The sequence below is a fragment of the Nocardia sp. NPDC004573 genome, from assembly GCF_053602135.1.
In genome coordinates this window covers 87632-108025 of the sequence record NZ_JBSGDA010000009.1, presented here as the reverse complement: position 1 = coordinate 108025, position 20394 = coordinate 87632, and the positions used below count along the sequence as shown (strand labels likewise).

Below are 20394 nucleotides of genomic sequence, written 5' to 3'. Positions count from 1 at the left end.
CTCACCACTCGGGCAGGCGCCGCCTGCCTGCCATGACGTCGCGCACGAGATCGTCGTAGGCGTCGGCGAGTTCGGCGAGATGGTGCCACGCGTTGTGCAGCAGCTCGTCGTGCGCGTTCAAAGTCATCAACGCGTGGTGCGCGCGCACCGACGACTCGGCGAGGCGATCGATGACCGCACCCACCGTTTCGGTGTGCAAAGTGGCGCCGAGCCGATGCTGCGGCACACTGCGCACCACCCAGTCGTCGATGGCCATCACCAATTCGACTCTGCGACGCTCGATTTCGCGGATCACCGCCACGGAGGTGTCCACCGATCCACCGCGGCCGACCAGGCGGCGCTCATGTAGCACTGCCAGATCCCGTGCGAACCACAACAGCGGGCCACCGACCACCCGATGCCCGCGACACGCCCGAACCAATAGGTCGGACGTGGGAAGTAGCCCCGGCGCCGAAGAGCGCACCGAAGGATCGACACACCTCGGTGTGCCAGGGAGGGCCATTACGACCGTTGTATCCGAACCTGCCACGTTGCCTCGCCGTCATCGCCGCACAACCCCGGATCAGGACTTCATTACAATAAACCTCTGAAGGCCCCTGTCAAGCGTTAACCGGCCGTATGGAGTCGCGAAGAGTACACTTCGTTACCTGCATGACCAACCGAGGAGCAAGATGCCGGACGGTCCGACTTATCACCGGATCGCAGACCTCCTCCGCGAGGAGATCCGCGCAGCCAAGTGGAAACCGGGCGATCGACTGCCCAGTCATTCCGAGCTTGCCGATCAGATGCAGGTCTCGATAACCACCGCCCGCAACGCGATCCAGGTGCTGGTGACCGAAAATTTGGTCTATACAGCTACTTCCCGCGGAACCATCGTTCGAAACCAAGAAGTTCTGGAATCCGTGGTGACCGACTCGATCCGCCCCGACCGGCCGCAGACCCCGCACGACATCTTCGAGGAGATCGCGCGGGCCGCGAGCCGGGAGCCGTCGAAGGAGTTCAGCGCGAAGATGGAGCCCGCAGGCCCCGACGTCGCGTCTTGGCTGGGTGTACCGCCGGATTCCTGGGTCCTGGCCAGGACCGTGGTCCAGTACCTCGACCACGAACCGTGGTCCTGGGAGGTCAGTTTCTATCCCAGGGATCTGGCCGAAGCCACGGGAATCGACTCTCCGCACGACATTCCGGAGGGCACCACCCGCCGCCTCGCCGACCGGGGACACGCCGAGACCGCGCACCGCGACACGCTCGTCGCACGGCCGGCCACCGCGGAGGAAGCCTCGGTGCTCGGCGTCGCCGCGGGCACCATCCTGCTCGACCATCTACGTATCGGAGCCACCCACGAGCGAGTCACCCGTGCCACGCGGCATCGCTCCCTCGCCACCGGGAATCGGCTCGCGTACGAACTCGGCGACGCCGAGGGCACCGCGGTCATCCGGAGCACGCTCGCCGGCTCGCCCGGGCCCGGTTGGGCCTAGCCCATGACCATCGCGCTGCGCCAGGCGACCATCGGAGATCTCGGCATGATCTGCCGCCTGCGCGTACAGCGCACGGCGTGGCTCACCGCGCGCGGCTCCGACCAGTGGACGGTCGCCGGACGCGGCCTGCCGATCGAGATCTTCGCCCGCGGCGTCGGACGCTCGCTCGACGCGGGCGAGACCTGGATCGCCGAAGTGGCGGGCGAGCCCGCTGGGACCATCACGGTCAACGACCGTGCCGACGCCGGTCTGTGGTCGCGATGGGAACTCGAGGGCGCGGTGATCGTTCATTTCATGATCGTCGACCTGCGCTTCGCCGGCCAGCGCGTGGGCCACCACATGCTCGCGCACGCGGGCATGCTCGCCCGCTTGCGCAGACGCGCGTGGGTGCGGCTCGACGCCTGGACCACGAATACCGACCTGCACGACTACTACCGTTCGGCGGGGTTCCGATTGGTGCGGATCGCGGGGCCGCTGGCGGTGGGACCGTCGCGCGCGCTGTTCGAACGGAGAGCCGACAGCTGGGATTCCGAGCTGCCCGTGACCGTTCCGGCTGTCGGGCGCTCGGCCACGGCGGCGCTGCTGCGCCCACCGCCCAACAACTGACCGGAACACCGCAGCGGCGATACCGTGAACGGCCCAGCAGAGATGTCCGGCTGCCTGGCGCGACACGATGATCCGTTCCGACGGCCACTTGCGAGGGATGTCGGCCGACGATGCCGATGACGGTGACACCGATGACCGATCACTCACCACGCCGAAGTGAACGGGAACTTGCTCGGTGTCTGCGGGCGTACTTCGTGCCCAGGTCGAGCAGGTACCGGACCGCCGCATGCCGTCCCCGCCCTGGGGTTTCGTGGCAGGACAACGACTTCACGCCTCCAGCAACAGGGTGACCGGGCCGTCGTTCACCAAGTCGATGTGCATGTGCGCACCGAAGCGCCCCGTCGCGACGGTTGCGCCGAGTTCGCGCAATGCCCGCGCGAAGACGTCGACCAGAGGTTCGGCGATCGCGCCGGGGGCCGCCGCCGACCAGGACGGGCGCCTGCCTTTCCTGGTGTCCGCGTACAGGGTGAACTGACTCACCACCAGGATCGGCGCGTGCAGGTCCGCGGCCGAACGCTCACCGTCGAGGATGCGCAGCCGCCACACCTTGTCGGCCAGTGCCTTCGCGGTCGCCTCGGTATCGGAGTGCGTCACGCCGACCAGCGCGACCAGTCCGTGCGGGACGCCGTGGGCGGCCGGGTCGATCCGGCCCACGACCTGGTCGTCGACGGTGACCTGCGCGGAACTCACGCGCTGTAGGAGGGCTCGCACAACTCTGGATCATGCCCTCCGCGATGGCGGCGGCGGCCGCATGGGTCTCCTACCGTCGGGCAACCCGGTCTGCCTGGCCGGATACAGGTGCGCGCGGACGGTAAGCGTGACAAACTCGGTGCGCAGAAAGTTGCGTTGCGCGGGTTTGCCGCGCGTTGGCGGAGGATCATGCTGGAAACAAGGAGCGCGATGGATCTGGACGCGATGGAGCGTCAGATCGCCGCGGATCGGTATGCGGCGCTCGACCGTACGGTCGAATCCGAATTGCGCTTGGCCACTTCCCTCGGTGAACTCGCCAAGGGTCTGATCGCCACCAAGACCAACGGCTCGACGCGCGACCGCACGCGGGAGGCGCTGGCGCCCGCCGAGGAGGCGGTGGCGATCCGCCTGCGGCTGCTGTCCAGGGGCCAGGTGCTCACCGCCCGTCTCGCCGGCGAGCTGAACGATGCGCTGCGCTCGTTCGAGCAGGCGGCACGGCACAGCGGCCGCAGGGAGCTGGCCACCACGACGATCCGTCGCGCTTGTGAGGTCTACCGCCAAGTGGCGCGAGAGCACCCGGAGGTCGCGGGCCCGTGCGCCGACGGTCTGTCCAAGTGCGGTGTCTGGCTGGGCAGGCTGGATCAGGACGCCGCCGTGGCCGCGACCGAGGAGGCCGCCCGCATCCGTGCCGCACTGGCAGCGGCGAACCCGGAGCTGTCCGGCAAGTATCTGGCCAGCCTGAGCACGCTGCTGCGCACACTCATGGTCGGACGGTCGCGCAAGCAGGCCATCGCCATGTACCGGGAGCGGTATGCCGCGTTCACGTCGACCACGATGTCGATCCGGCTGCGCGCGTGCGGCATCCAAGACCTGGACCTGACCCCGAAGTCGCACCGGGCGCTGGTCGAGCTGGGCTGCCGCACGCTGGAGCAGGCGGGGCGGCTCACCCAGCAGCAGATCATGTTCAAATCCTCCGGCGACCTGTCGACCGTCGAGGAGATCAACTGGAAACTTGCCCTGGTCGGCCTGCGGCCGCTCGCGCCGGGCGCCGAGCAGTATCAGCCCGCGATGCCCGTGCAGATCGGCTCCACGTTCGGCGCGCTGAGCGTGTACTTGCCGGAACGGGACGCCATCGCCCAGGTGCGCGCCGCGATCATCGCGGCCTACGCCGTCGACGACGCCTACCCGCTCGACCGGGAGAGCTACCTCGGTACGCACGGGTCGAAGTGGCAGACCCGCGAGCCGAAGCTGAACACCTCCGCCACCCTCGGCGACGACATCGTGCTGATCGACCAGCCCTACGGCGGCTGGGTGACGGTCATGAGCCTGAACTGGGAGCTCGCCCCGGTGGCGAAACACCCGCTGGCGCTGCGCCTGTCCCAGGACTGGCCCGTCGCGGCGATCACGGTGACTGAGAACGTGGCCTACGAACTGTGCTGGTACGAGCGCGGCGCGGCCACCCAGTACGCCGCGCTCGGCCGTCCGGCCGGGCAGGCTCCGCTCGACAAACCGCTCGCGCCACTGGACTTCGAAACGCTGGCCTTGTACAACCCGGACCGGGCGACCGAGAGCAAACTGCGCGCGGCCTTCGGCAACACGAAGGTGTTCGCCAACCTCACCTATCTGCCCGACTGCGGCCTGCGCCAGCTCAGCGTCAACACGCCGTTGTCCGAGCACGGTGACCGCGTGCTGTTCTTCCGTACCACGCCCTGAGTCCGGAACCGGGATGACGCTGCCGCGGGATCGATTTGCGGCAAAGTAACACCGGCGGTGAACAAAATGCCGGGGGCTCCCGCCCCCGCATCTTTACAGGTCATTTGACCAGCAGATACGTACGCCGAAGTGAACGCCGAGCTATGCCGCGAAGCCTGCCGGTCACCGCCCCCTCCGGTAACCAGCAGGCAAACGAATTTCTCGCGAACTAATTGAACGGAATGTTTGATCCGCTCCATGGAGTGCTCTACTGAGACAACGCTCGCACGGTGTACCGGATCACAGCACGGATGCCGCAACGCCGTCCGGGCGGCTTGGAAAAAGTCACACGAAGCTACCCGAGGGCTCTATGGACCAACTGGCGTTGGCGGACACCCCGACCGCCCGATGCGCCTACTATCGACACACTTGCGACCTGCCCGCCGGAGTTCATCCGGAGATCGGCCGAATCGTCCTGCGCGCCGGATTCGTCGGCGCCATCACGATGCCGGCCGCGCTGGGGCAAAAGGTTCGCGACGATCTCACCCGGCGCCGCAGCGAGCTGGGTCCGATCATTTCGCACGTCCGGTCCAAACGCTGGACCTTCTTGACTCGCCCCGATTTACCCGACGACGTCCGGTTGTTCGCCGAGCTCTTCCGCCTGAACGTCTCGATCGTGCCCAGCGGCGGCGAGATCGCTTTGCCTTCGCCCGCCGCCGCCGACGCCGACTATCGGCACTGGATCGTTGCTCCGGAGAACGATTTCCGCCCCTCCGGCGCGTCCATCGTCGACATCGTCCGGTCCTGCACGAGAACGGCCAGGCGATGACAACCGGGGCCTTGCCCGCGAAACACCAAGTGCTGCAAGCTTGCCGAGGCGAACTACCCGAAAGCAATCCGCTACTGCGCTGTGCACACGAACTCACCACGTTGCACGAACGCAGGCTCAGCGCGGGATCCGACTCGCTCGACGAGATCGATGCGTTGCGGGCGAGCCTGATTCGGGACATCGACCGCTGGATCACGGTGCAGCTGCCGCCCGCGCACGGCGCGGCGCACGTGCACACCGAGACCGTCGGCGCCGTGATAGATCGGCTGGCTCAGTTCACGGCGAACGCCTATGCGGCACTGGCCAGCGCGTCGGAATGGGATCTGTGGGACGCCTGGCAGCGCCTGGCCGAGCTGGCCGTCGGTTACGACGACCTGGCGGCCGAGGTCTGCGCGGGCGTGCGCAGACTTCCTGGCGCATCGTAGGTTCGGCCGCGGCTCCCCATCCGTATGGTGGTAGGGATGGGGAGCCCGGACGACCGCGCCGACGACGAACTCGCTTTGCCCGCCAGAAGGGCGGGTTCGTTCGGAGCACACGCTGCCGCGTATGCCGAGCACCGTCCCGACTATCCCGGGGGCGCCATCCGCTGGGCGCTGGCCGCCGTCGCCCATCGGCGACCGCTGACCGTCCTCGATCTCGGTGCCGGAACCGGCAAGCTGACCCTCGGACTGCTCGACGCCGGTGCGACGGTGATCGCCGTGGAACCCGACGAACACATGCGCGCCGAACTGATCCGCCGGCTCCCGGCCGTCACCGTGCACGACGGGACGGCCGAAGCCGTTCCGCTTCCGCATGATTCGGTGGACGCGATCGTCGCGGGGCAGGCATTTCACTGGTTCGACCTGGACCGTGCCTATCCGGAGTTTCTCCGGGTGCTGCGGCCTGGCGGCGTTCTCGCAGCGCTGTGGAACACCGATGACAGCACCGTGGACTGGGTCGCCGGCCTGAAGCGCGTCGCCGGATCCAGCGCGTCCACGGCTCTGCCGTTGCTCGGACAGCTCGAGCTACCCGACCACCCGCTGTTCCGCGAGCACGAGTTCGAACACAAGACCTTCCCGCACCGGCATCGGCGCACGGCCGAGTCCCTGACGGCGACCATCGGCACGCATTCGCACACGCTGGTGATCTCCCCGCAGGAGCGGGCCGAGGTGCTCGCTCGGATCACCACCTATCTGCGCGAGCGGCCGGAGACGGCAGAGGGCGAATTCGACTTGCCCATCTTGACTTCGGTGCTGCGATCGACGCTTCGCCCCGTAGACTGAACGGCTACTCACGCACACGAAACACCCTGGCCACGGCCTTCCCCGCGCCATCACGGAGTCGGCGGGCAGGCCCGGATGACAGTGAACTGCGGCGTGCGGCAAGCGAATTCGAGTAGCGGTCTACTCACGTCACCGCCACCTGCCCGGCCATACGCTGACGGCATCGTTCAGAACAGTATCGAACCGAGGAGAAGTAAGACGTTCCGCCCGCACGGGCACTCCCCGGACCCACGCTTCGGCTCAACGCGCAGGACGCGGGTGCAAGGAACGACGTCACCGATCCAGCGGAAGCTGGGTATCGCCCGGTGTCGGCGCATGGTGTCGGCACGCGAAAGCGGCGAGATCGACCAGGACTCCTGGCGTCGGTGCGGATCGTTTCCTCGCCGCGCAGTGTTACCGAACGCCGACCGTCCGGCGCCCGCCCGTCGTGCGCTACTCCGGACGCAGCGTCAGGATCCGGGGTCCGTCCTCGGTGACGGCGACCGTGTGCTCCCAGTGTGCCGCACGACTGCCGTCCACGGTGACCACGGTCCAGTCGTCGTCGAGCACCTTCGTCTGGGTCGTGCCGAGCGTGAGCATCGGCTCGATCGCGAGTACGGAGCCGACCACGAGCTTGGGGCCCTTTCCCGGTTCGCCCTCGTTGGCGAGGAAGGGGTCGAGGTGCATCTCCCGCCCGATGGCGTGCCCACCGTAGCCGTCGACGATGCCGTAGGCGCGTCCGTGCTCCTTCTCGGCCGCCCGGGTGCCCTGCTCGATGGCGTGTGAGACGTCGGTCAGCCGGTTGCCGGGCAGCATCGCCGCGATACCGGCCTCCATCGAAGCCTTGGTTGCCGCACTGAGCAGCCGATCGGCCTCGATGATCGTGCCGACGCCGAAGGTCCAGGCCGAATCACCGTGCCACCCGTCGAGAATCGCCCCGCAGTCGATGGAGACCAGGTCGCCCTCGGCGAGGATCTCCTTCGCGGTCGGAATCCCGTGCACCACACGGTCGTTCACCGAGGCGCAGATGGACGCGGGGAAGCCGTGGTAGCCCTTGAACGACGGAACCGCGCCCGCCTCCCGGATCACCTGTTCGGCGACCTCGTCCAGTTCCAACGTGGACACCCCGGGCTTGGCGGCCGCGCGTACGGCCACCAAGGCGCGGCCGACGATCGCGCCGGCCGCCGCCATGGCATCCAGTTCACCTGCCGTCCGGAACGGCACGACCTTCTTCTTACGGTGGAAGACCATCCGGCCTCAGTGCTCCATCGCGAGCTGACTCAGTGGCCCAGCGCGCGCAGTGCTCGCGCGTTGACGTCGTCGACCTCGCCGACGCCGTCCACCGAGACGACCAGGCCGTCGTAGTGGTCCAGCAGCGGTTCGGTCTCTTCTCGGTACACCCGCAGGCGATTGCGAATCACGCCCTCGTTGTCGTCGGCGCGACCACGGGCGAGCATCCGCTCGACCACGGTGTCCTCCGGCACCACGAAGCGCAGCACCGCGTCGAGCTTGGTGTTCATGTCCTTGAGGATCTTCTCCAGCGCGTCGGCCTGGTCCACCGTGCGCGGGTATCCGTCGAGGACGAACCCGTTGGCGGCGTCGGGCTCGTTGACCCGCGCCTCCACCATGCGATTGGTCACGTCGCTGGGCACCAGGTCGCCCGCGTCCATGTACTTCTGCGCCTCGCGGCCCAGCGGAGTCTGCTGGCTGATATTCGCGCGGAACAGGTCCCCGGTGGAGATGTGCGGAACGCCCAGCTTCTCCGACAGCAGGACGGCCTGGGTGCCTTTACCGGCGCCCGGCGGACCGAGCAGTACAACTCTCACTTGAGGAACCCTTCGTAATTTCGATTCATCAGCTGGCTCTCGATCTGCTTCACGGTGTCCAAACCGACGCTCACCATGATCAGCACCGCGGTACCGCCGAACGGAAGGTTCTGCGTACCGCCGGAGGCGCCGATGTCGAGGAACAGGTTCGGCAGCACCGCAACCAGACCGAGGTAGATCGAGCCGGGGAGGGTGATACGGCTCAAAACGAAGTTGAGGTAGTCGGCGGTCGGCTTGCCGGGCCGGTAGCCCGGGATGAAGCCGCCGAACTTCTTCATCTCGTCGGCGCGCTCCTCCGGGTTGAAGGTGATCGCGACGTAGAAGTAGGTGAAGAACACGATCAAACTGAAGTAGATCGCGATGTACACCGGGTTGCCGGGATTCACCAGGTATTTCTGGATGATCTCCTGCCACCAGCTCGGATTCTGGTTGTTCTGCGCCCCGGTCAGCTGTGCGATCAGGTTCGGCAGATACAGCAGCGACGAGGCGAAGATGACCGGGATGACACCCGCCTGGTTCACCTTCAGTGGCAGGTAGGTCGAGGAGCCGCCGTACATCTTCCGGCCCACCACGCGCTTGGCGTACTGCACGGGGATCCGGCGCTGGCCCTGCTCGACGAAGATCACGGCGGTGACGATCGCCAGCGCGGCGACGCACACCAGACCGAACACCAGACCGCCGCGGCTGTCCAGAATGGCCTTGCCCTCGCTCGGGATGCGGGCGGCGATACCGGCGAAGATCAGCAGCGACATGCCGTTGCCGATGCCGCGCTCGGTGATCTGCTCGCCGAACCACATCACCAGCGCGGCGCCCGCGGTCATCACGAGCACGATGATGATCATGCCGAAGATGCTGGTGTCGGCCAGGATGTCCTTCTGGCAGCCCTGCAGCAGCTGGCCGCGGGCAGCCAGCGCGACCAGACCGGTGGCCTGCAGGATCGCCAAGGCGATCGAGAGATATCTGGTGTACTGCGTCATCTTCGTCTGGCCGGATTGGCCTTCCTTGCGCAGTTCCTCGAACCGCGGGATGACGACGGTGAGCAGCTGGATGATGATGCTCGCGGTGATGTAGGGCATGATGCCGATCGCGAAGACCGACAGCTGCAGCAGCGCACCACCGGAGAACAGGTTGATCAGCTGGTAGATACCGGCGGAGTCACCGCCCGAGACCAGGTCGATGCACTCCTGGACCGCCTGGTAGTCGACGCCGGGGGACGGCAGCGAAGCACCCAGCCGGTACAACGCGATCAACCCCAGCGTGAAGAGAATCTTCCGCCGTAAGTCCGGAGTCCGGAAGGCCGATACGAAGGCGGAAAGCACTGATCCTCCTGGCGAACGACATGGTCATGACATGGATATTCAGCGATGGTCCCTGCTCGACACAGAAGGGACGCCGAAAACCACGGCGAGGCTGGCAGACAACAATTGAACTCTAACAGTGGCACCGGACGAGCTCGTCACTCGTCCGGCGCCGCTGTCATGCAGAGTACCGTCAGCCCAGCTCGGTGACGGTGCCACCGGCGGCGGTGATCTTCTCCTTCGCCGCACCGGTGACCTTGTCCGCGGTCACCTGGACCGCGACGCCGATCTCGCCGTCGCCGAGAACCTTGACCAGCTGGTTCTTGCGGACCGCGCCGGCCGCCACGAGCTCGGCCTTGCCGACTTCGCCGCCCTCGGGGAACAGCTCGGCGATCTTGCCGACGTTCACGACCTGGTATTCCGTGCGGAACGGGTTCGTGAAGCCCTTGAGCTTGGGCAGCCGCATGTGGATCGGCATCTGCCCACCCTCGAAGGCGGCAGGCACGTTCTTGCGCGCCTTGGTGCCCTTGGTACCGCGACCCGCGGTCTTACCCTTGGACGCCTCACCGCGACCAACGCGGATCTTCTCGGTCTTGGCGCCGGGCGCCGGACGCAGGTGATGCAACTTGATGGTCATGTCAGACCTCCTCAACGGTCACGAGGTGGCGCACGACGTTGATCAGCCCACGGTTCTGGGCGTTGTCCTCGCGGACCACGGTCTTGCGGATACCGCGCAGACCGAGGGTCCGAAGGCTGTCCCGCTGATTCTTCTTGGCGCCGATCGAGCTCTTGATCTGGGTCACCTTGAGATCTGCCATTACTTGACACCTCCGGCAGCCTGAGCGCGCGCACGCAGCATGCCGGCAGGGGCGACGTCCTCGAGCGGCAGGCCACGGCGCGCCGCGACCTCTTCCGGACGCTGCAGCTGCTTGAGGGCAGTGACAGTCGCGTGCACGACGTTGATGGCGTTGTCGCTACCGAGCGACTTCGCCAGAATGTCGTGGATACCGGCGCATTCCAGCACGGCACGAGCCGCGCCACCGGCGATCACACCGGTACCGGGCGAGGCCGGGCGCAGCATGACCACACCGGCGGCCGCCTCACCCTGAACCGGGTGCGTGATGGTGGAGCCGATCATCGGGACGCGGAAGAAGTTCTTGCGAGCCTCCTCGACGCCCTTCTGGATGGCCGCGGGAACTTCCTTGGCCTTGCCGTAGCCGACGCCGACCAGACCGTTGCCGTCACCGACGATCACGAGGGCGGTGAAGCTGAAGCGCCGACCACCCTTCACGACCTTGGAGACGCGGTTGATCGCGACGACCCGCTCGAGCTGGTTCTTCTCGGCGGCGTTGTCGCGACGGTCGCCGCCGCCCCGACGGTCGCCACCACCGCGACGGTCGCCGCGGCCGCCCTCGGGGGCGCTGCCATTCTGTCCGGCGGGTCCGTTTCCGCCGTCACGCCTCTGACGTCCCGGCATCAGACGTTCCTTCCGTTCTTGTTGTCGATCATCAGAATTTCAACCCACCTTCGCGAGCGGCATCGGCCAGTGCGGCGATTCGGCCGTGGTAGTCGTGCCCACCACGGTCGAACACGACGGCCTCGACACCGGCGGCCTTGGCGCGCTCGGCCAGCAGGGCGCCGACCTTCTTGCTCTTGGCCGACTTGTCGCCGTCCAGCGCGCGCACGTCGGCCTCGATGGTCGACGCGGCGGCGATGGTCTTGCCGACCGAGTCGTCGACCAGCTGCGCGTGCAAGTGCCGCGAGGAGCGGTTGACCACCAGGCGCGGACGGTCGGTGGTGCCTTCCACCTTCTTGCGCAGGCGGAAGTGACGGCGCGTCTTCGACAGACGGCGCTGCGTCGACACGTCCTTGCCCAGGGGGATGCGCTTGGCCTTCTGGTTTTCGGTTTGCGCCATGATCACTTACCCGTCTTTCCGACCTTGCGGCGAACGACCTCGCCGGCGTAGCGGATGCCCTTGCCCTTGTACGGATCGGGCTTGCGCAGGCCGTGGATGACCGCCGAAATCTGGCCGACCTTCTGCTTGTCGATTCCGGACACGGAGAACTTGGTGGGCGACTCCACCGCGAACGTGATGCCCTCGGGCGCCTCGATCGGCACCGGGTGGCTGTAGCCGAGGGCGAACTCGAGGTTCTGGCCCTTCAGCGCGACGCGGTAACCGACGCCGAAGATTTCCATCTTCTTCTCGTAGCCCTGGGTGACGCCGACGATCATGTTCGACACCAGCGTGCGGGTCAGGCCGTGCAGCGCGCGGCTGCGGCGCTCGTCGTCCGGGCGGGCGACCTCGAGCTGGCCGTCCTCGCCCTTGGCAACGGTGATCGGCTCGGAGATGGTGAGCGACAGGGCGCCCTTGGGCCCCTTCACCGCGATGTCCTGCCCGTCGATGGTCACATCCACACCGGCCGGAACGGCGATGGGCTTCTTACCAATACGCGACATAGTCCCTGCTCCCTTACCAGACGTAAGCGAGGACTTCGCCGCCCACGCCCTGCTTGGCCGCCTGCTTGTCGGTGAGCAGACCGGAGGACGTGGAGATGATCGCCACGCCGAGGCCGCCGAGCACCTTGGGCAGGTTGGTGGATTTCGCGTACACGCGCAGACCGGGCTTGGAGACACGGCGCACGCCTGCGAGGCTGCGCTCACGGCTCGGGCCGTACTTGAGGTCCACGATGAGGGTCTTGCCCACCTGCGCGTCCTCGGTCCGGTAATCGGCGATGTAACCCTCGCGCTTGAGAATCTCGGCGATGTTCGCCTTGAGCTTCGAGTGCGGAGCCTTCACCTGATCGTGGTACGCCGAGTTGGCGTTGCGCAGACGTGTCAGGAAGTCTGCGATCGGATCAGTCATGGTCATGGTTCGACCTAGACACCTTTCTCGCCGCGGTTCCCATACAGCGCTGACATGCACATCGGCATGCCCAGCGGTGGGCCTACGACAATTCGGATGGTCCGGCCGACCCTTGCCGACCGGAGGAGGTTCGATCACCCGGGCGCACGCATGCGGGCATGGAGGTGCCCAGGCAACCGCTCTAGTGTAGGCAAGGGGTTCACCGAGGCAAAATCGGGGTCTGTGAGGTGCCTGCTGCACTGGACCCATGACCAGCGGAAACAGCCCGTGACCGGGCTAACATGGGCCTATGTCGAGCTCAGGCGTCGAACGACCCGACCTTCCGGAGTCCATGACCTGGGAGGAGCTCGAGCAGCTACCCGAGGAGATCGCCGGACAGATCGAACTGCGCAACGGGCGCGTCGTGTGGCGACAGCGGGGACCCGCCGAATATCAAGCGTTCACGTTCTCGCTGACCAGCGCACTCAAGCGCTGCGCCCGCGATGGCATGGCCGAGCAGCCACAAAGCTGGTGGCGCGTCGACTTCGAAACCAACGTCTTCTTCGGCAAGACCGGCAAGTCGGACTTCGCCACCCCCGACGTCCTCGTCTACCGCCGCCTCGATACCCCCTACCAGGACATCCGCGCCGATGACGTGCTGCTTGTCGGCCACATCAGTTCTCCGGCGAACATCGCTATCGATCCGTACAAAGAGCAGCGGCGGTACGCCGATGGGGGCATCCCCTGGTATTGGGAGGTGACGCTCGCGCGTAAGAAGAGGGCCATCGCGACAGTCCGCGCGTACGCCCTGGAAACCGAACCCGGCGAGCTCCCACCCGGCGTACGCCCGCTCTACCCGACGAACTATCTCCTGATCGGCGAATGGTCACCGAACGATTCCGACGCCATCACCATCGACTTCCCGTTCCCCATCCACATCCCCTGGTCGGAGTTGGAATTCTGACGCGCAGGTCGGTCGAGAAGGGAGAGCTGATGCCCCACAGTCGATGGAAGACGGGTAGAGACCAGGGACTGACCGAGCCCGAGGCCGTCAGCGAAGTGCGTCATGAAATCCGACTGGCCATGGAGCTCGCCGCCGCCGTATACAACCCTCGCACGGAGCTCGGCCTCACCCAAGCCGATCTCGCCGACCGGGCGGGACTGACACAGGCGAAGATCTCCCGGATCGAGGGATCCGACGCCGTCCCCACCCTTCCGCTACTGACAAAGCGGGCACGAGCCCTGGACGCTTCGCTGAACATCGCCATCGACGCCGACGACGCGCGCGTCAGTTTCACGCCGCACACCAGCGCGGCGTAGCGCTCGCCGCTCCCGGCTTCCGGCGTTCGTCCCCTCGCACATGAACCGCCTCCCATATGGCTCGCGACAGCTTCGCGCACACCTCTGCCACAGTGTGCATATGCCTCTCGAGGAAATCACGGTCCACGCTGATACTGCCGACTTGGCCGTCATCGAGGACGCGGTCGAGTCCGGAAGATCGGGACGCACGAGAAACACCCAGCAGCCCGACCTCGGGTAGGACACGATCGGTCCGGTAGCGCTTCCCCGCCGCCGCAGTTCCTCGCGGACCTCGTGGCCGAGATACGCCGCCATCCCCAATCCCCATACGCTCCCAGCCGGGACCGTGATGCGGCCGGTGTGCGGGTCCACACCTGCGGCGAGTCCGCCGATACGGCGATAGAACGCGCACCTGGTGGTGGGAGTGTCTCGAAAGGAGCCTTCCTGCATGGTGTTCCCCTGCCGTCGAATGAGTCGGAAGCGCGCCTATCGCGGAAAGCTCGCCGCTTCGAACCGACAAAGCCCTGTTCAGCGACCCGGCGCAGGCACAGCACACCAGCCGGGCACGGCCCACTTCGACCTGATTCGCGTATTCCAGACAACTTCGCCGAAAGGCCTGGACGGCATCGAACTTCGGTGTATCAATGGATCCAGTTCAGACCGTGTGCTGGATTCATTCGCCTGGGGGAAAGCCGATGACCGAAGTCGAGTCGCCGACGCTGCTGCGCCGCCAGCTCGGCAGATTTCTGCGCGAGGCGCGGGAAGGCTGCGGCCTGACGATCGCCATCGCCGCGAAGGAAGTTCAACTCAGCTTCAACGGGTTACAACGCCTGGAAACCGGACGAGCGGTGAAACCACGCCGCCAGGACGTGCGCGAACTGTGCATGCTCTACGAGGTGACCGCCGAGCAGACCGAACAGGCGGTGGGACTGGCGTCGCGCGCGGCGACGGCGCGAGACGAGGACGGCATCACGCCGCTCGGCGGACTGTTCTCAGACGCTTTCAACATGTACGTCGGGATGGAGCGGTCGGCGCACCGGCTCACGTCATACGCGGTGCAGGTGCCTGGACTGCTGCAAACCGCCGACTATGCCCACGCGCTGATAGGTGCTTTTCTGCACGACGGTCCCAACGAGGAGGTCGAGCAGCGAGTACGTCTTCGCCTCAACAGGCAGGTGGCGGTCACCCGCAAGACCCGACCGGTGGACCTTCATGTGCTTCTCGATGAATCAGCGGTCTACCGGGTGGTGGGCGGGCCGAAGGTGATGGCCGCGCAACATCGATATCTAGCCGATGTCAGCACCCGGCCGAACGTCACTCTGCGAATCCACCCGTACTCGGCCGGATACACGCGCGGCATCTTGCACGGCTCGTTCGTGCTCCTGGATTTCGGCACCGACAGCAGAGGAAGACCGATCGAACCTCCGGTCGTCTACCTCGACGGCGGGATGAGCAGTGATCTCTACCTGGAAAGGCCCGAATTGGTGCAGCGTTACACTGAGATGGCCGACGCCATCCGAGAGACGGCCCTGGACGAGAAGACCACGCGCGACCTGCTCCGCCGGGCAGCAAGGAGTTTTGACGGTGACCGCTGACCTATCCGGAGCGCGCTGGTTCAAGAGCAGCTTCAGCGAATCCAACGGCCAATGCGTAGAGATCGCCCACCTGAACAACGGTACAGTCGGCATGCGCGACTCCAAAAACCCGACCGGCCCCACCCTGACCTTCACCCCCACCGCCTGGGACACCTTCCTGTCCGCAACCAAAGACGGCGAATTCACCTGCCGATAATTCCGTGCCTTGGATCGTTTCCCGAGCGCCAGACGATCAGTAGTCCAACAGCAGCCAACTCCCAGTCGAACGACGAGCCGTGCGTGATGACGCTGGCGTCATGAGAAGCTCGTGGACGCTCGAATCGGGAGAGCCGCCCCCGTCGGCCGCAGGTCAGCGGCCAGACTGCATCTTCCTCGACGGCACCGGGCGTGCCGGGTCCGATGTTCGAGTGTCGCCCTCCGGGCTGGCAAGACGTCGTTCCAAGGCGGTGAAAGCACTGATCGCCTCAGGCGACTCGAAGGCCCTGTTTCGTCGACCGACGGTGAGCTGGCGCAGGATTCCGGCTTCGGCCAGACGCTGTACTGCCGCGTTTGCGGCTGGAAAGCTACGCCCGGTCAGCCTCGCCGCCGTGGCGACGGTGAGGATCGGAGCTCCGACCAGCTTGCCGAGCAGCAGATCCAGCGCGGAGTTCGCCCGTACCGGCGCCACTCGATCTCGCCACGATCTCTGCAGTTCAGCCGCTTTCATCTCGAAAGCGGTCGCATCCTGCGCCGCGCGAGTACAGGCGGCGGCGAAGCGCGCCACCCAGATGTTCAAGTCGTCGGTGGCCTGTGGGGAATCGGGCGCACCGACGTACCGGAAGCGAGTCAGACCGTCGATATAGCTGTCGCTCCACGTGGCGAGGATGAGCGAGACGGGCGCGACGACGCGTTCGGCCACGCCACGGCGGCGCAGAATCAGATGGATCAATGCTCGACCGGTTCGGCCGTTGCCGTCGATGAACGGGTGAATCGTCTCGAACTGCGCGTGGGCGATGGCGGCTTGCGCGACAGCGGGCAGATCGTCGCTATTACAAAACGCGATCAAGTCCTTCATCAGTTCGGGGACGAGCTCTGGGGGCGGCGGAACGAATGCGGCCGAGCAGGGATTGAAGGAGCTGCCGCCGATCCAGTTCTGCGCGTCTCGGAAACACCCGCCGTGCTGTGCGAGTCTGGTGCCGGTGAGCAGCCGCCGATGGATTTCGAGCAGGACATCCTCGGTGATCGGCTCACCACGGCCGACCGCACTGGTGGCCAGTGCCATAGCGTCGATATTCGCCAGAACCTCGGCGGCCGTCACGTCCGATGATTCGCCCTCGAGCTGGCGCGCCGCTTCCGCGCGCAATAGCCGACGTGCGCCGACCACCAGCCCCTCGATCCGTGACGATGCGATGGCCTCGGCGCGCAGCAGCAACCGAGACAACGCTTCGGTCTCCACAAGCGCTACCGCCTCGGTATCGAGACGAGTGATCGCCACCTCCGCGTCGACCACGTCGGCGGCAGTCTCGCTGGTCAAGACGATGCGGCGACCAGTCAGCGAATCGGGCAGGTACACCTCGTATGTGCCAGAGCCACGGTCCCGTCGAGACAGGCCGCCACCATCCAAGTTGCCGGCCCACCGCCGTCGCGCAAACTTTGCCATGCCACCTCCTTATTAAAGGTTAACAGATAACCTTTAATAAGACTGGCTCGCCTTTAAGGTTCCCCGCGAGACGGCAGTGCGGGACTGCATCCGCGCGGGCACGCTCCGGCCGGGTCGTCGGCAGCCTCTCCAATCGCCACATCGCAGACGCTGCGCACCGGATGCGGCAAGCCTGGCGCCACCACACGGGAAGTGACATCGGAATCGAAAGCCCTCAGGCCCGATCAGGAGATCGCGATACCTCATTCCGGCTTCTCAATCACGACAAATACGCCTTCAATGCCCTAGCACCAGCCACAGCTCATGTCTACCCACGTGAACGTTCACCACGGCTTCTCCGAAAATTCGAATTGCGGATCGTTGTTGCTCCAGATTCGCACCTTCCCCCAATCGCCCTCCATGTAATACACCCGTCAGTGTTGGTCAATACATCCATGTTTCCCCAATCTTCCGATCCTCAAGCGTCCTTATACTTCTAGAAAGATCGCTCCAGCCATTCGACACGACGCACTTTCACGAATGCGAGGTCGCCACGGATGTAGCAATACTGCTCCCGGGGGCTCGGGGCGCGATACCTCGAATACTCAGGCGTCAGCGCCGCTTCAAGGATGAACACGACTTCGCCAGGCCGCTCGATGACATCGAGGACGTAGCTGTCCTCGAGGTACAGATTAGAAAGGACGGGATAGTCCGAGTCATCTCGCGACCGGAGAACCCAGTTCGATGAGGATATCGGCCGACTTTCGACAAAGTCATGTCCATCGACGTGGCAATTGTCCGAGCCATTCACGGCAGATAAGATTACCAACCGATCGCATCTTATTCATCTTTGGGCGTCAGATACCCGAAAAGCTGTTCGATCTGGTTTATCCCCTCGCTTACTTCAGACGAGGGAGATAGATTCATGATCTTACGAGAATCCTGTAGAATCGGTATCCGATCGTTGATCTGCAGCTCTCGCAGACGGTAGGCGATATAGTCAGAATCGGGATCGTCGACACGTCGCCCCAACTCGCCGAGGATGGCCACGAGTCCAGCTCGGCCACCGAAACGAGCCAGCTTCTCAGTCGCTTCCAGCTCTACTGCCATATCATCGTCACCGAGAAGTTCGGACAGTCGTTGGATCACTTGCTCCGACGGGAGCATTTTCCCGAGTTCGGTAGCAGCACCCTCACGCACCTTCCAGTCCGTCGAGTGCGAATCAGCCAGCACACGCGCTAATTTCACACTGCTCCTATCACGAAATTTCGCCCGATGCCGCAGGCCCGGCCAGCTTCGTCAATCCATCCCTGCACGTACACTGCGCCATCCGGTGCGACATGATGGACTATATAGACTGAGCGTTCCGCCGCGAGCAGCATACGACCGACAGAATTCACCGGGCCAACGACACATCTCTGATCCGGATCGGATACACCTCCACAGCTAGTTCGCCCGAAAGATCGACTCCACTAGTCGAGATTTTGATTACCCCGCCGCCTTCGACCGAAATACGGTTCACCTGTTCTCGGAAAATATCCACCACGAGCATCGAGTCCTGTAACCAACGCACTCGCGCGGATCGCGCTATTACATCGTATGATAATTCCAGTTTGTTCCTATCGTCGGAGTCTATACTCACCGCAAAGGAAGCAGTAGCTCCGGGGATGGCTACACGATCGGCCCCGAAAGCCTCCAAGAACTCCGACTCTTCCGGCTCAACGAACTCATGATCGGCCATCTACGCTCCTCCACCCTTCGGTATCACAGTTGTCAAGCGTAAGCCTTCCGGCGTCGCTTGCCATGTTGTTTCAAACTTTAGAATACCGTTCGGACCGACGAACAGCGATTCCCGCACTTGGAAGTCTCCATAATCATTCGAGAAGGTTCTTGCGATATTACTGTCAGTGCGGACGACCTCATCGAAATGACTATTGAGCAGTTCCCTTCCAGCCTGGTTGTCGAAAACTCCTACACGGTTCAATTGGGAGAGATTCTGCAACGATCTTGGTGAGTTGTGTGCGTCTTCTGCCGCCCTACCGAAGAGATACTCGTACTTCTTCTCGTCTACGATCGCCTTCGACGGTGGTTTAGGGGCACTGGTCACATCACCGGCGCGTTTCCCGCGCAGTCGATCGCGCAGGTCAGTGACGACTTTCCTGGCCTTGACGGCGGCGTCCTTCGCCTCCTGGCGGATCCCCGCGATCTGGAGCGCCTTGCGGGCTCGCCAGGCGATGATGCCGTCTTTGATCTTCCCGGCCCATCTCCGCACCGTGTCCAGAGCCTTGGCGGCGGTGACCGCGCCCGCACCGAAGCTGATCAGCGACAGGCCCACGGTGATCGCGGCGTCGATAGCGAGTTCTTGGGCGAGGGAATTCAAGAAGCCCTTGATCTCGTTGCGAAGTTCCGTCAGCGCCTCCTTGTATGCGAGGCAGGATTGGCTGATCTGGGTGCAGGCGGTCAGCAGTTGATCGATCGAGTGCGCCAGGGATTTGAGGTCATCTCGGATGTGGCCCGCGTCGTCGGCGGTGACGCTGTCGAACAGGCTTGCCGCGATCGTGATCTTGTCGCGGGCGTTCGTATTCTGGTAGATCGTGCCGAGGCGGTCCCAGGCGTCGGCTGCCTTCGCGAGTCTTCCGGTGTCGCCGTCGGGAACGGGTATGCCGATATGGCTGATGATATTGATGCCCTTGTCGACGATCCCTTGACCAGGGCCACCAGCCGAAGCCGGGACCGAGAACGGGCCGAACACAGGCATTCCCGGGTCCGTGGGCCGGTCCGGCTGCGGTGCGCCCTTCATGGTGGCGTCGGCTTGCGCGTGCGTGAAGCCGATGTCGTTGAGGGCGCCGCCGTATGCGTACAGCGTGGAGTGGACGTCCTGGAAGAATCCCACCGCTTCGTAGGCGGAGGTGTTGTACGAGCGTGCCCACTCCTGGCCGTTCTCGTCCACGCCCGCCATCGATCCACATTCGGCCAGCTCCGCGAAGATGTACAGAAAGCTGTCCCGCAGCGCGGATGCCGCGTCGAAGCAGTTGGTGGCCGCTTGGTAGTACGCCTTCGGATCGACAGCCAGAGCCGTCATACCCCGAGGATCCTCAATCCCTCGGCAACAGCGCCGGTATAGCCGTCGTGGGCGAGCTTCACGGCCTCCTCCAAAGCAGTGAGCCCTTCGGCGATGTCGGTGGCTCCCGCCAACCACTCGTCGTGCGCCTCACGGTAGGCCGCCATCGCCGCACCGGCCGATGCGGCGTCGACCTCCTTGACCTTCTGGTCGATCGCCGCCAGCTGATCGGAAAGCAACCCCGCGAAGCCTCGAATTCTGGCGGCCAAGTTTTCGAGCTTGTCGAGATCGATCGAGAACGCCTGCTCATCGGACATACGG

General features: G+C 65.0%; 26 protein-coding genes. 10 read left to right on the top strand and 16 right to left on the bottom strand.

The window, feature by feature from the left end; genetic code table 11:
* Window position 1 precedes the first annotated feature (1 nt).
* A complete protein-coding gene (locus ACWEKR_RS16745; RefSeq protein WP_452355207.1) occupies window positions 2-313 on the bottom strand; it encodes a DUF4254 domain-containing protein in 312 nt (103 codons plus the stop codon).
* Between the two features lie 358 nt (window positions 314-671).
* Here ACWEKR_RS16745 and ACWEKR_RS16740 point away from each other — a divergent pair, with 358 nt between their 5' ends.
* A complete protein-coding gene (locus tag ACWEKR_RS16740; RefSeq protein ID WP_452355206.1) occupies window positions 672-1475 on the top strand; it encodes a GntR family transcriptional regulator in 804 nt (267 codons plus the stop codon).
* Between the two features lie 3 nt (window positions 1476-1478).
* The gene (locus ACWEKR_RS16735; RefSeq protein ID WP_452355205.1) at window positions 1479-2081 is read left to right on the top strand and encodes a GNAT family N-acetyltransferase; all 603 of its coding nucleotides are present in this window, start codon (window positions 1479-1481) and stop codon (window positions 2079-2081) included.
* A gap of 267 nt (window positions 2082-2348) precedes the next feature.
* On the opposite strand, the gene dtd is transcribed toward ACWEKR_RS16735, so the two are convergent.
* Window positions 2349-2792 carry a D-aminoacyl-tRNA deacylase gene (dtd, locus tag ACWEKR_RS16730; protein WP_452355204.1) on the bottom strand — a complete coding sequence of 148 codons (444 nt, stop codon included), beginning with the start codon at window positions 2790-2792 and terminating at the stop codon, window positions 2349-2351.
* A gap of 168 nt (window positions 2793-2960) precedes the next feature.
* Here dtd and ACWEKR_RS16725 point away from each other — a divergent pair, with 168 nt between their 5' ends.
* From ACWEKR_RS16725 to ACWEKR_RS16710, 4 genes are all read left to right on the top strand, one after another.
* Window positions 2961-4484 carry a hypothetical protein gene (locus ACWEKR_RS16725; RefSeq protein ID WP_228829427.1) on the top strand — a complete coding sequence of 508 codons (1524 nt, stop codon included), beginning with the start codon at window positions 2961-2963 and terminating at the stop codon, window positions 4482-4484.
* 349 nt (window positions 4485-4833) lie between these two features.
* Window positions 4834-5292: a DNA-directed RNA polymerase subunit beta gene (locus ACWEKR_RS16720; protein ID WP_159839633.1), complete on the top strand. Its 459-nt coding sequence runs from the start codon at window positions 4834-4836 to the stop codon at window positions 5290-5292.
* Window positions 5289-5717: a DUF4254 domain-containing protein gene (locus ACWEKR_RS16715; RefSeq protein WP_452355203.1), complete on the top strand. Its 429-nt coding sequence runs from the start codon at window positions 5289-5291 to the stop codon at window positions 5715-5717. The genes ACWEKR_RS16720 and ACWEKR_RS16715 overlap by 4 nt, the downstream gene beginning before the upstream one ends.
* Window positions 5718-5753: 36 nt before the next feature.
* The gene (locus ACWEKR_RS16710) at window positions 5754-6554 is read left to right on the top strand and encodes a class I SAM-dependent methyltransferase (protein ID WP_452355202.1); all 801 of its coding nucleotides are present in this window, start codon (window positions 5754-5756) and stop codon (window positions 6552-6554) included.
* Between the two features lie 432 nt (window positions 6555-6986).
* Here ACWEKR_RS16710 and map read toward each other — a convergent pair whose 3' ends face one another.
* The 9 genes from map to rpsH form a co-directional block, all read right to left on the bottom strand.
* Window positions 6987-7784 carry a type I methionyl aminopeptidase gene (map, locus tag ACWEKR_RS16705; RefSeq protein WP_195084590.1) on the bottom strand — a complete coding sequence of 266 codons (798 nt, stop codon included), beginning with the start codon at window positions 7782-7784 and terminating at the stop codon, window positions 6987-6989.
* Between the two features lie 29 nt (window positions 7785-7813).
* Complete coding sequence (locus tag ACWEKR_RS16700; protein ID WP_063021312.1) at window positions 7814-8359, bottom strand: adenylate kinase; 546 nt, start codon at window positions 8357-8359, stop codon at window positions 7814-7816.
* A complete protein-coding gene (gene secY, locus ACWEKR_RS16695) occupies window positions 8356-9678 on the bottom strand; it encodes a preprotein translocase subunit SecY (protein WP_159839638.1) in 1323 nt (440 codons plus the stop codon). Before secY ends, ACWEKR_RS16700 begins: the two co-directional genes overlap by 4 nt.
* A 172-nt stretch (window positions 9679-9850) precedes the next feature.
* Complete coding sequence (rplO, locus tag ACWEKR_RS16690) at window positions 9851-10294, bottom strand: 50S ribosomal protein L15 (RefSeq protein WP_195084588.1); 444 nt, start codon at window positions 10292-10294, stop codon at window positions 9851-9853.
* Between the two features lies 1 nt (window position 10295).
* Window positions 10296-10475: a 50S ribosomal protein L30 gene (gene rpmD, locus ACWEKR_RS16685; RefSeq protein ID WP_039795559.1), complete on the bottom strand. Its 180-nt coding sequence runs from the start codon at window positions 10473-10475 to the stop codon at window positions 10296-10298.
* Window positions 10475-11134, bottom strand: coding sequence for a 30S ribosomal protein S5 (rpsE, locus tag ACWEKR_RS16680; RefSeq protein ID WP_063021309.1), 660 nt, complete (start codon window positions 11132-11134; stop codon window positions 10475-10477). The genes rpmD and rpsE overlap by 1 nt, the downstream gene beginning before the upstream one ends.
* A 31-nt stretch (window positions 11135-11165) precedes the next feature.
* Window positions 11166-11573, bottom strand: a complete 408-nt coding sequence (gene rplR / locus ACWEKR_RS16675) for a 50S ribosomal protein L18 (protein ID WP_159839640.1) — start codon at window positions 11571-11573, stop codon at window positions 11166-11168.
* A gap of 2 nt (window positions 11574-11575) precedes the next feature.
* Window positions 11576-12115 carry a 50S ribosomal protein L6 gene (rplF, locus tag ACWEKR_RS16670; RefSeq protein ID WP_159839641.1) on the bottom strand — a complete coding sequence of 180 codons (540 nt, stop codon included), beginning with the start codon at window positions 12113-12115 and terminating at the stop codon, window positions 11576-11578.
* A 13-nt stretch (window positions 12116-12128) separates the two neighbouring features.
* Window positions 12129-12527, bottom strand: coding sequence for a 30S ribosomal protein S8 (rpsH, locus tag ACWEKR_RS16665; protein WP_039795549.1), 399 nt, complete (start codon window positions 12525-12527; stop codon window positions 12129-12131).
* Window positions 12528-12810: 283 nt separating this feature from the next.
* Here rpsH and ACWEKR_RS16660 point away from each other — a divergent pair, with 283 nt between their 5' ends.
* The 4 genes from ACWEKR_RS16660 (at window position 12811) to ACWEKR_RS16645 (ending at window position 15590) form a co-directional block, all read left to right on the top strand.
* A complete protein-coding gene (locus tag ACWEKR_RS16660; protein WP_452355201.1) occupies window positions 12811-13464 on the top strand; it encodes a Uma2 family endonuclease in 654 nt (217 codons plus the stop codon).
* A 29-nt stretch (window positions 13465-13493) separates the two neighbouring features.
* Window positions 13494-13820, top strand: coding sequence for a helix-turn-helix domain-containing protein (locus tag ACWEKR_RS16655; protein WP_452355200.1), 327 nt, complete (start codon window positions 13494-13496; stop codon window positions 13818-13820).
* 674 nt (window positions 13821-14494) lie between these two features.
* Entirely contained in the window at window positions 14495-15394 is a 900-nt protein-coding gene (locus ACWEKR_RS16650; RefSeq protein WP_452355199.1) for a helix-turn-helix domain-containing protein, read from the top strand.
* The gene (locus tag ACWEKR_RS16645; protein ID WP_452355198.1) at window positions 15384-15590 is read left to right on the top strand and encodes a DUF397 domain-containing protein; all 207 of its coding nucleotides are present in this window, start codon (window positions 15384-15386) and stop codon (window positions 15588-15590) included. The genes ACWEKR_RS16650 and ACWEKR_RS16645 overlap by 11 nt, the downstream gene beginning before the upstream one ends.
* Before the next feature lie 153 nt (window positions 15591-15743).
* Here the strand turns inward: ACWEKR_RS16645 and ACWEKR_RS16640 are convergent, their stop codons facing one another.
* The 5 genes from ACWEKR_RS16640 to ACWEKR_RS16620 all read right to left on the bottom strand — a co-directional run bounded on the left by ACWEKR_RS16640 (window position 15744) and on the right by ACWEKR_RS16620 (window position 20390).
* A complete protein-coding gene (locus ACWEKR_RS16640; RefSeq protein WP_452355197.1) occupies window positions 15744-17033 on the bottom strand; it encodes a Fic family protein in 1290 nt (429 codons plus the stop codon).
* 819 nt (window positions 17034-17852) lie between these two features.
* Complete coding sequence (locus ACWEKR_RS16635) at window positions 17853-18260, bottom strand: HEAT repeat domain-containing protein (protein ID WP_452355196.1); 408 nt, start codon at window positions 18258-18260, stop codon at window positions 17853-17855.
* 148 nt (window positions 18261-18408) lie between these two features.
* Window positions 18409-18753, bottom strand: a complete 345-nt coding sequence (locus ACWEKR_RS16630) for a hypothetical protein (protein ID WP_452355195.1) — start codon at window positions 18751-18753, stop codon at window positions 18409-18411.
* The gene (locus tag ACWEKR_RS16625; RefSeq protein WP_452355194.1) at window positions 18754-20094 is read right to left on the bottom strand and encodes a WXG100-like domain-containing protein; all 1341 of its coding nucleotides are present in this window, start codon (window positions 20092-20094) and stop codon (window positions 18754-18756) included. It abuts the gene before it with no gap.
* A complete protein-coding gene (locus tag ACWEKR_RS16620) occupies window positions 20091-20390 on the bottom strand; it encodes a WXG100 family type VII secretion target (RefSeq protein WP_452355193.1) in 300 nt (99 codons plus the stop codon). Before ACWEKR_RS16620 ends, ACWEKR_RS16625 begins: the two co-directional genes overlap by 4 nt.
* Window positions 20391-20394: the final 4 nt, after the last annotated feature.

Excerpts from the sequence above, each read along its gene's own strand:
- ACWEKR_RS16625 (WP_452355194.1), bottom strand. The coding sequence starts at position 20,094 with ATGACGGCTCTGGCTGTCGATCCGAAGGCGTACTACCAAGCGGCCACC.
- ACWEKR_RS16725 (WP_228829427.1), top strand. The coding sequence starts at position 2,961 with ATGCTGGAAACAAGGAGCGCGATGGATCTGGACGCGATGGAGCGTCAG.
- ACWEKR_RS16715 (WP_452355203.1), top strand. The coding sequence starts at position 5,289 with ATGACAACCGGGGCCTTGCCCGCGAAACACCAAGTGCTGCAAGCTTGC.
- ACWEKR_RS16735 (WP_452355205.1), top strand. The coding sequence starts at position 1,479 with ATGACCATCGCGCTGCGCCAGGCGACCATCGGAGATCTCGGCATGATC.
- ACWEKR_RS16720 (WP_159839633.1), top strand. The coding sequence starts at position 4,834 with ATGGACCAACTGGCGTTGGCGGACACCCCGACCGCCCGATGCGCCTAC.
- rplF (WP_159839641.1), bottom strand. The coding sequence starts at position 12,115 with ATGTCGCGTATTGGTAAGAAGCCCATCGCCGTTCCGGCCGGTGTGGAT.
- ACWEKR_RS16620 (WP_452355193.1), bottom strand. The coding sequence starts at position 20,390 with ATGTCCGATGAGCAGGCGTTCTCGATCGATCTCGACAAGCTCGAAAAC.
- rpsH (WP_039795549.1), bottom strand. The coding sequence starts at position 12,527 with ATGACCATGACTGATCCGATCGCAGACTTCCTGACACGTCTGCGCAAC.
- ACWEKR_RS16640 (WP_452355197.1), bottom strand. The coding sequence starts at position 17,033 with ATGGCAAAGTTTGCGCGACGGCGGTGGGCCGGCAACTTGGATGGTGGC.
- rpmD (WP_039795559.1), bottom strand. The coding sequence starts at position 10,475 with ATGGCAGATCTCAAGGTGACCCAGATCAAGAGCTCGATCGGCGCCAAG.
- rpsE (WP_063021309.1), bottom strand. The coding sequence starts at position 11,134 with ATGCCGGGACGTCAGAGGCGTGACGGCGGAAACGGACCCGCCGGACAG.
- ACWEKR_RS16655 (WP_452355200.1), top strand. The coding sequence starts at position 13,494 with ATGCCCCACAGTCGATGGAAGACGGGTAGAGACCAGGGACTGACCGAG.
- ACWEKR_RS16660 (WP_452355201.1), top strand. The coding sequence starts at position 12,811 with ATGTCGAGCTCAGGCGTCGAACGACCCGACCTTCCGGAGTCCATGACC.
- map (WP_195084590.1), bottom strand. The coding sequence starts at position 7,784 with ATGGTCTTCCACCGTAAGAAGAAGGTCGTGCCGTTCCGGACGGCAGGT.
- ACWEKR_RS16650 (WP_452355199.1), top strand. The coding sequence starts at position 14,495 with ATGACCGAAGTCGAGTCGCCGACGCTGCTGCGCCGCCAGCTCGGCAGA.
- ACWEKR_RS16710 (WP_452355202.1), top strand. The coding sequence starts at position 5,754 with ATGGGGAGCCCGGACGACCGCGCCGACGACGAACTCGCTTTGCCCGCC.
- rplR (WP_159839640.1), bottom strand. The coding sequence starts at position 11,573 with ATGGCGCAAACCGAAAACCAGAAGGCCAAGCGCATCCCCCTGGGCAAG.
- rplO (WP_195084588.1), bottom strand. The coding sequence starts at position 10,294 with ATGACCATCAAGTTGCATCACCTGCGTCCGGCGCCCGGCGCCAAGACC.
- ACWEKR_RS16630 (WP_452355195.1), bottom strand. The coding sequence starts at position 18,753 with ATGGCCGATCATGAGTTCGTTGAGCCGGAAGAGTCGGAGTTCTTGGAG.
- ACWEKR_RS16740 (WP_452355206.1), top strand. The coding sequence starts at position 672 with ATGCCGGACGGTCCGACTTATCACCGGATCGCAGACCTCCTCCGCGAG.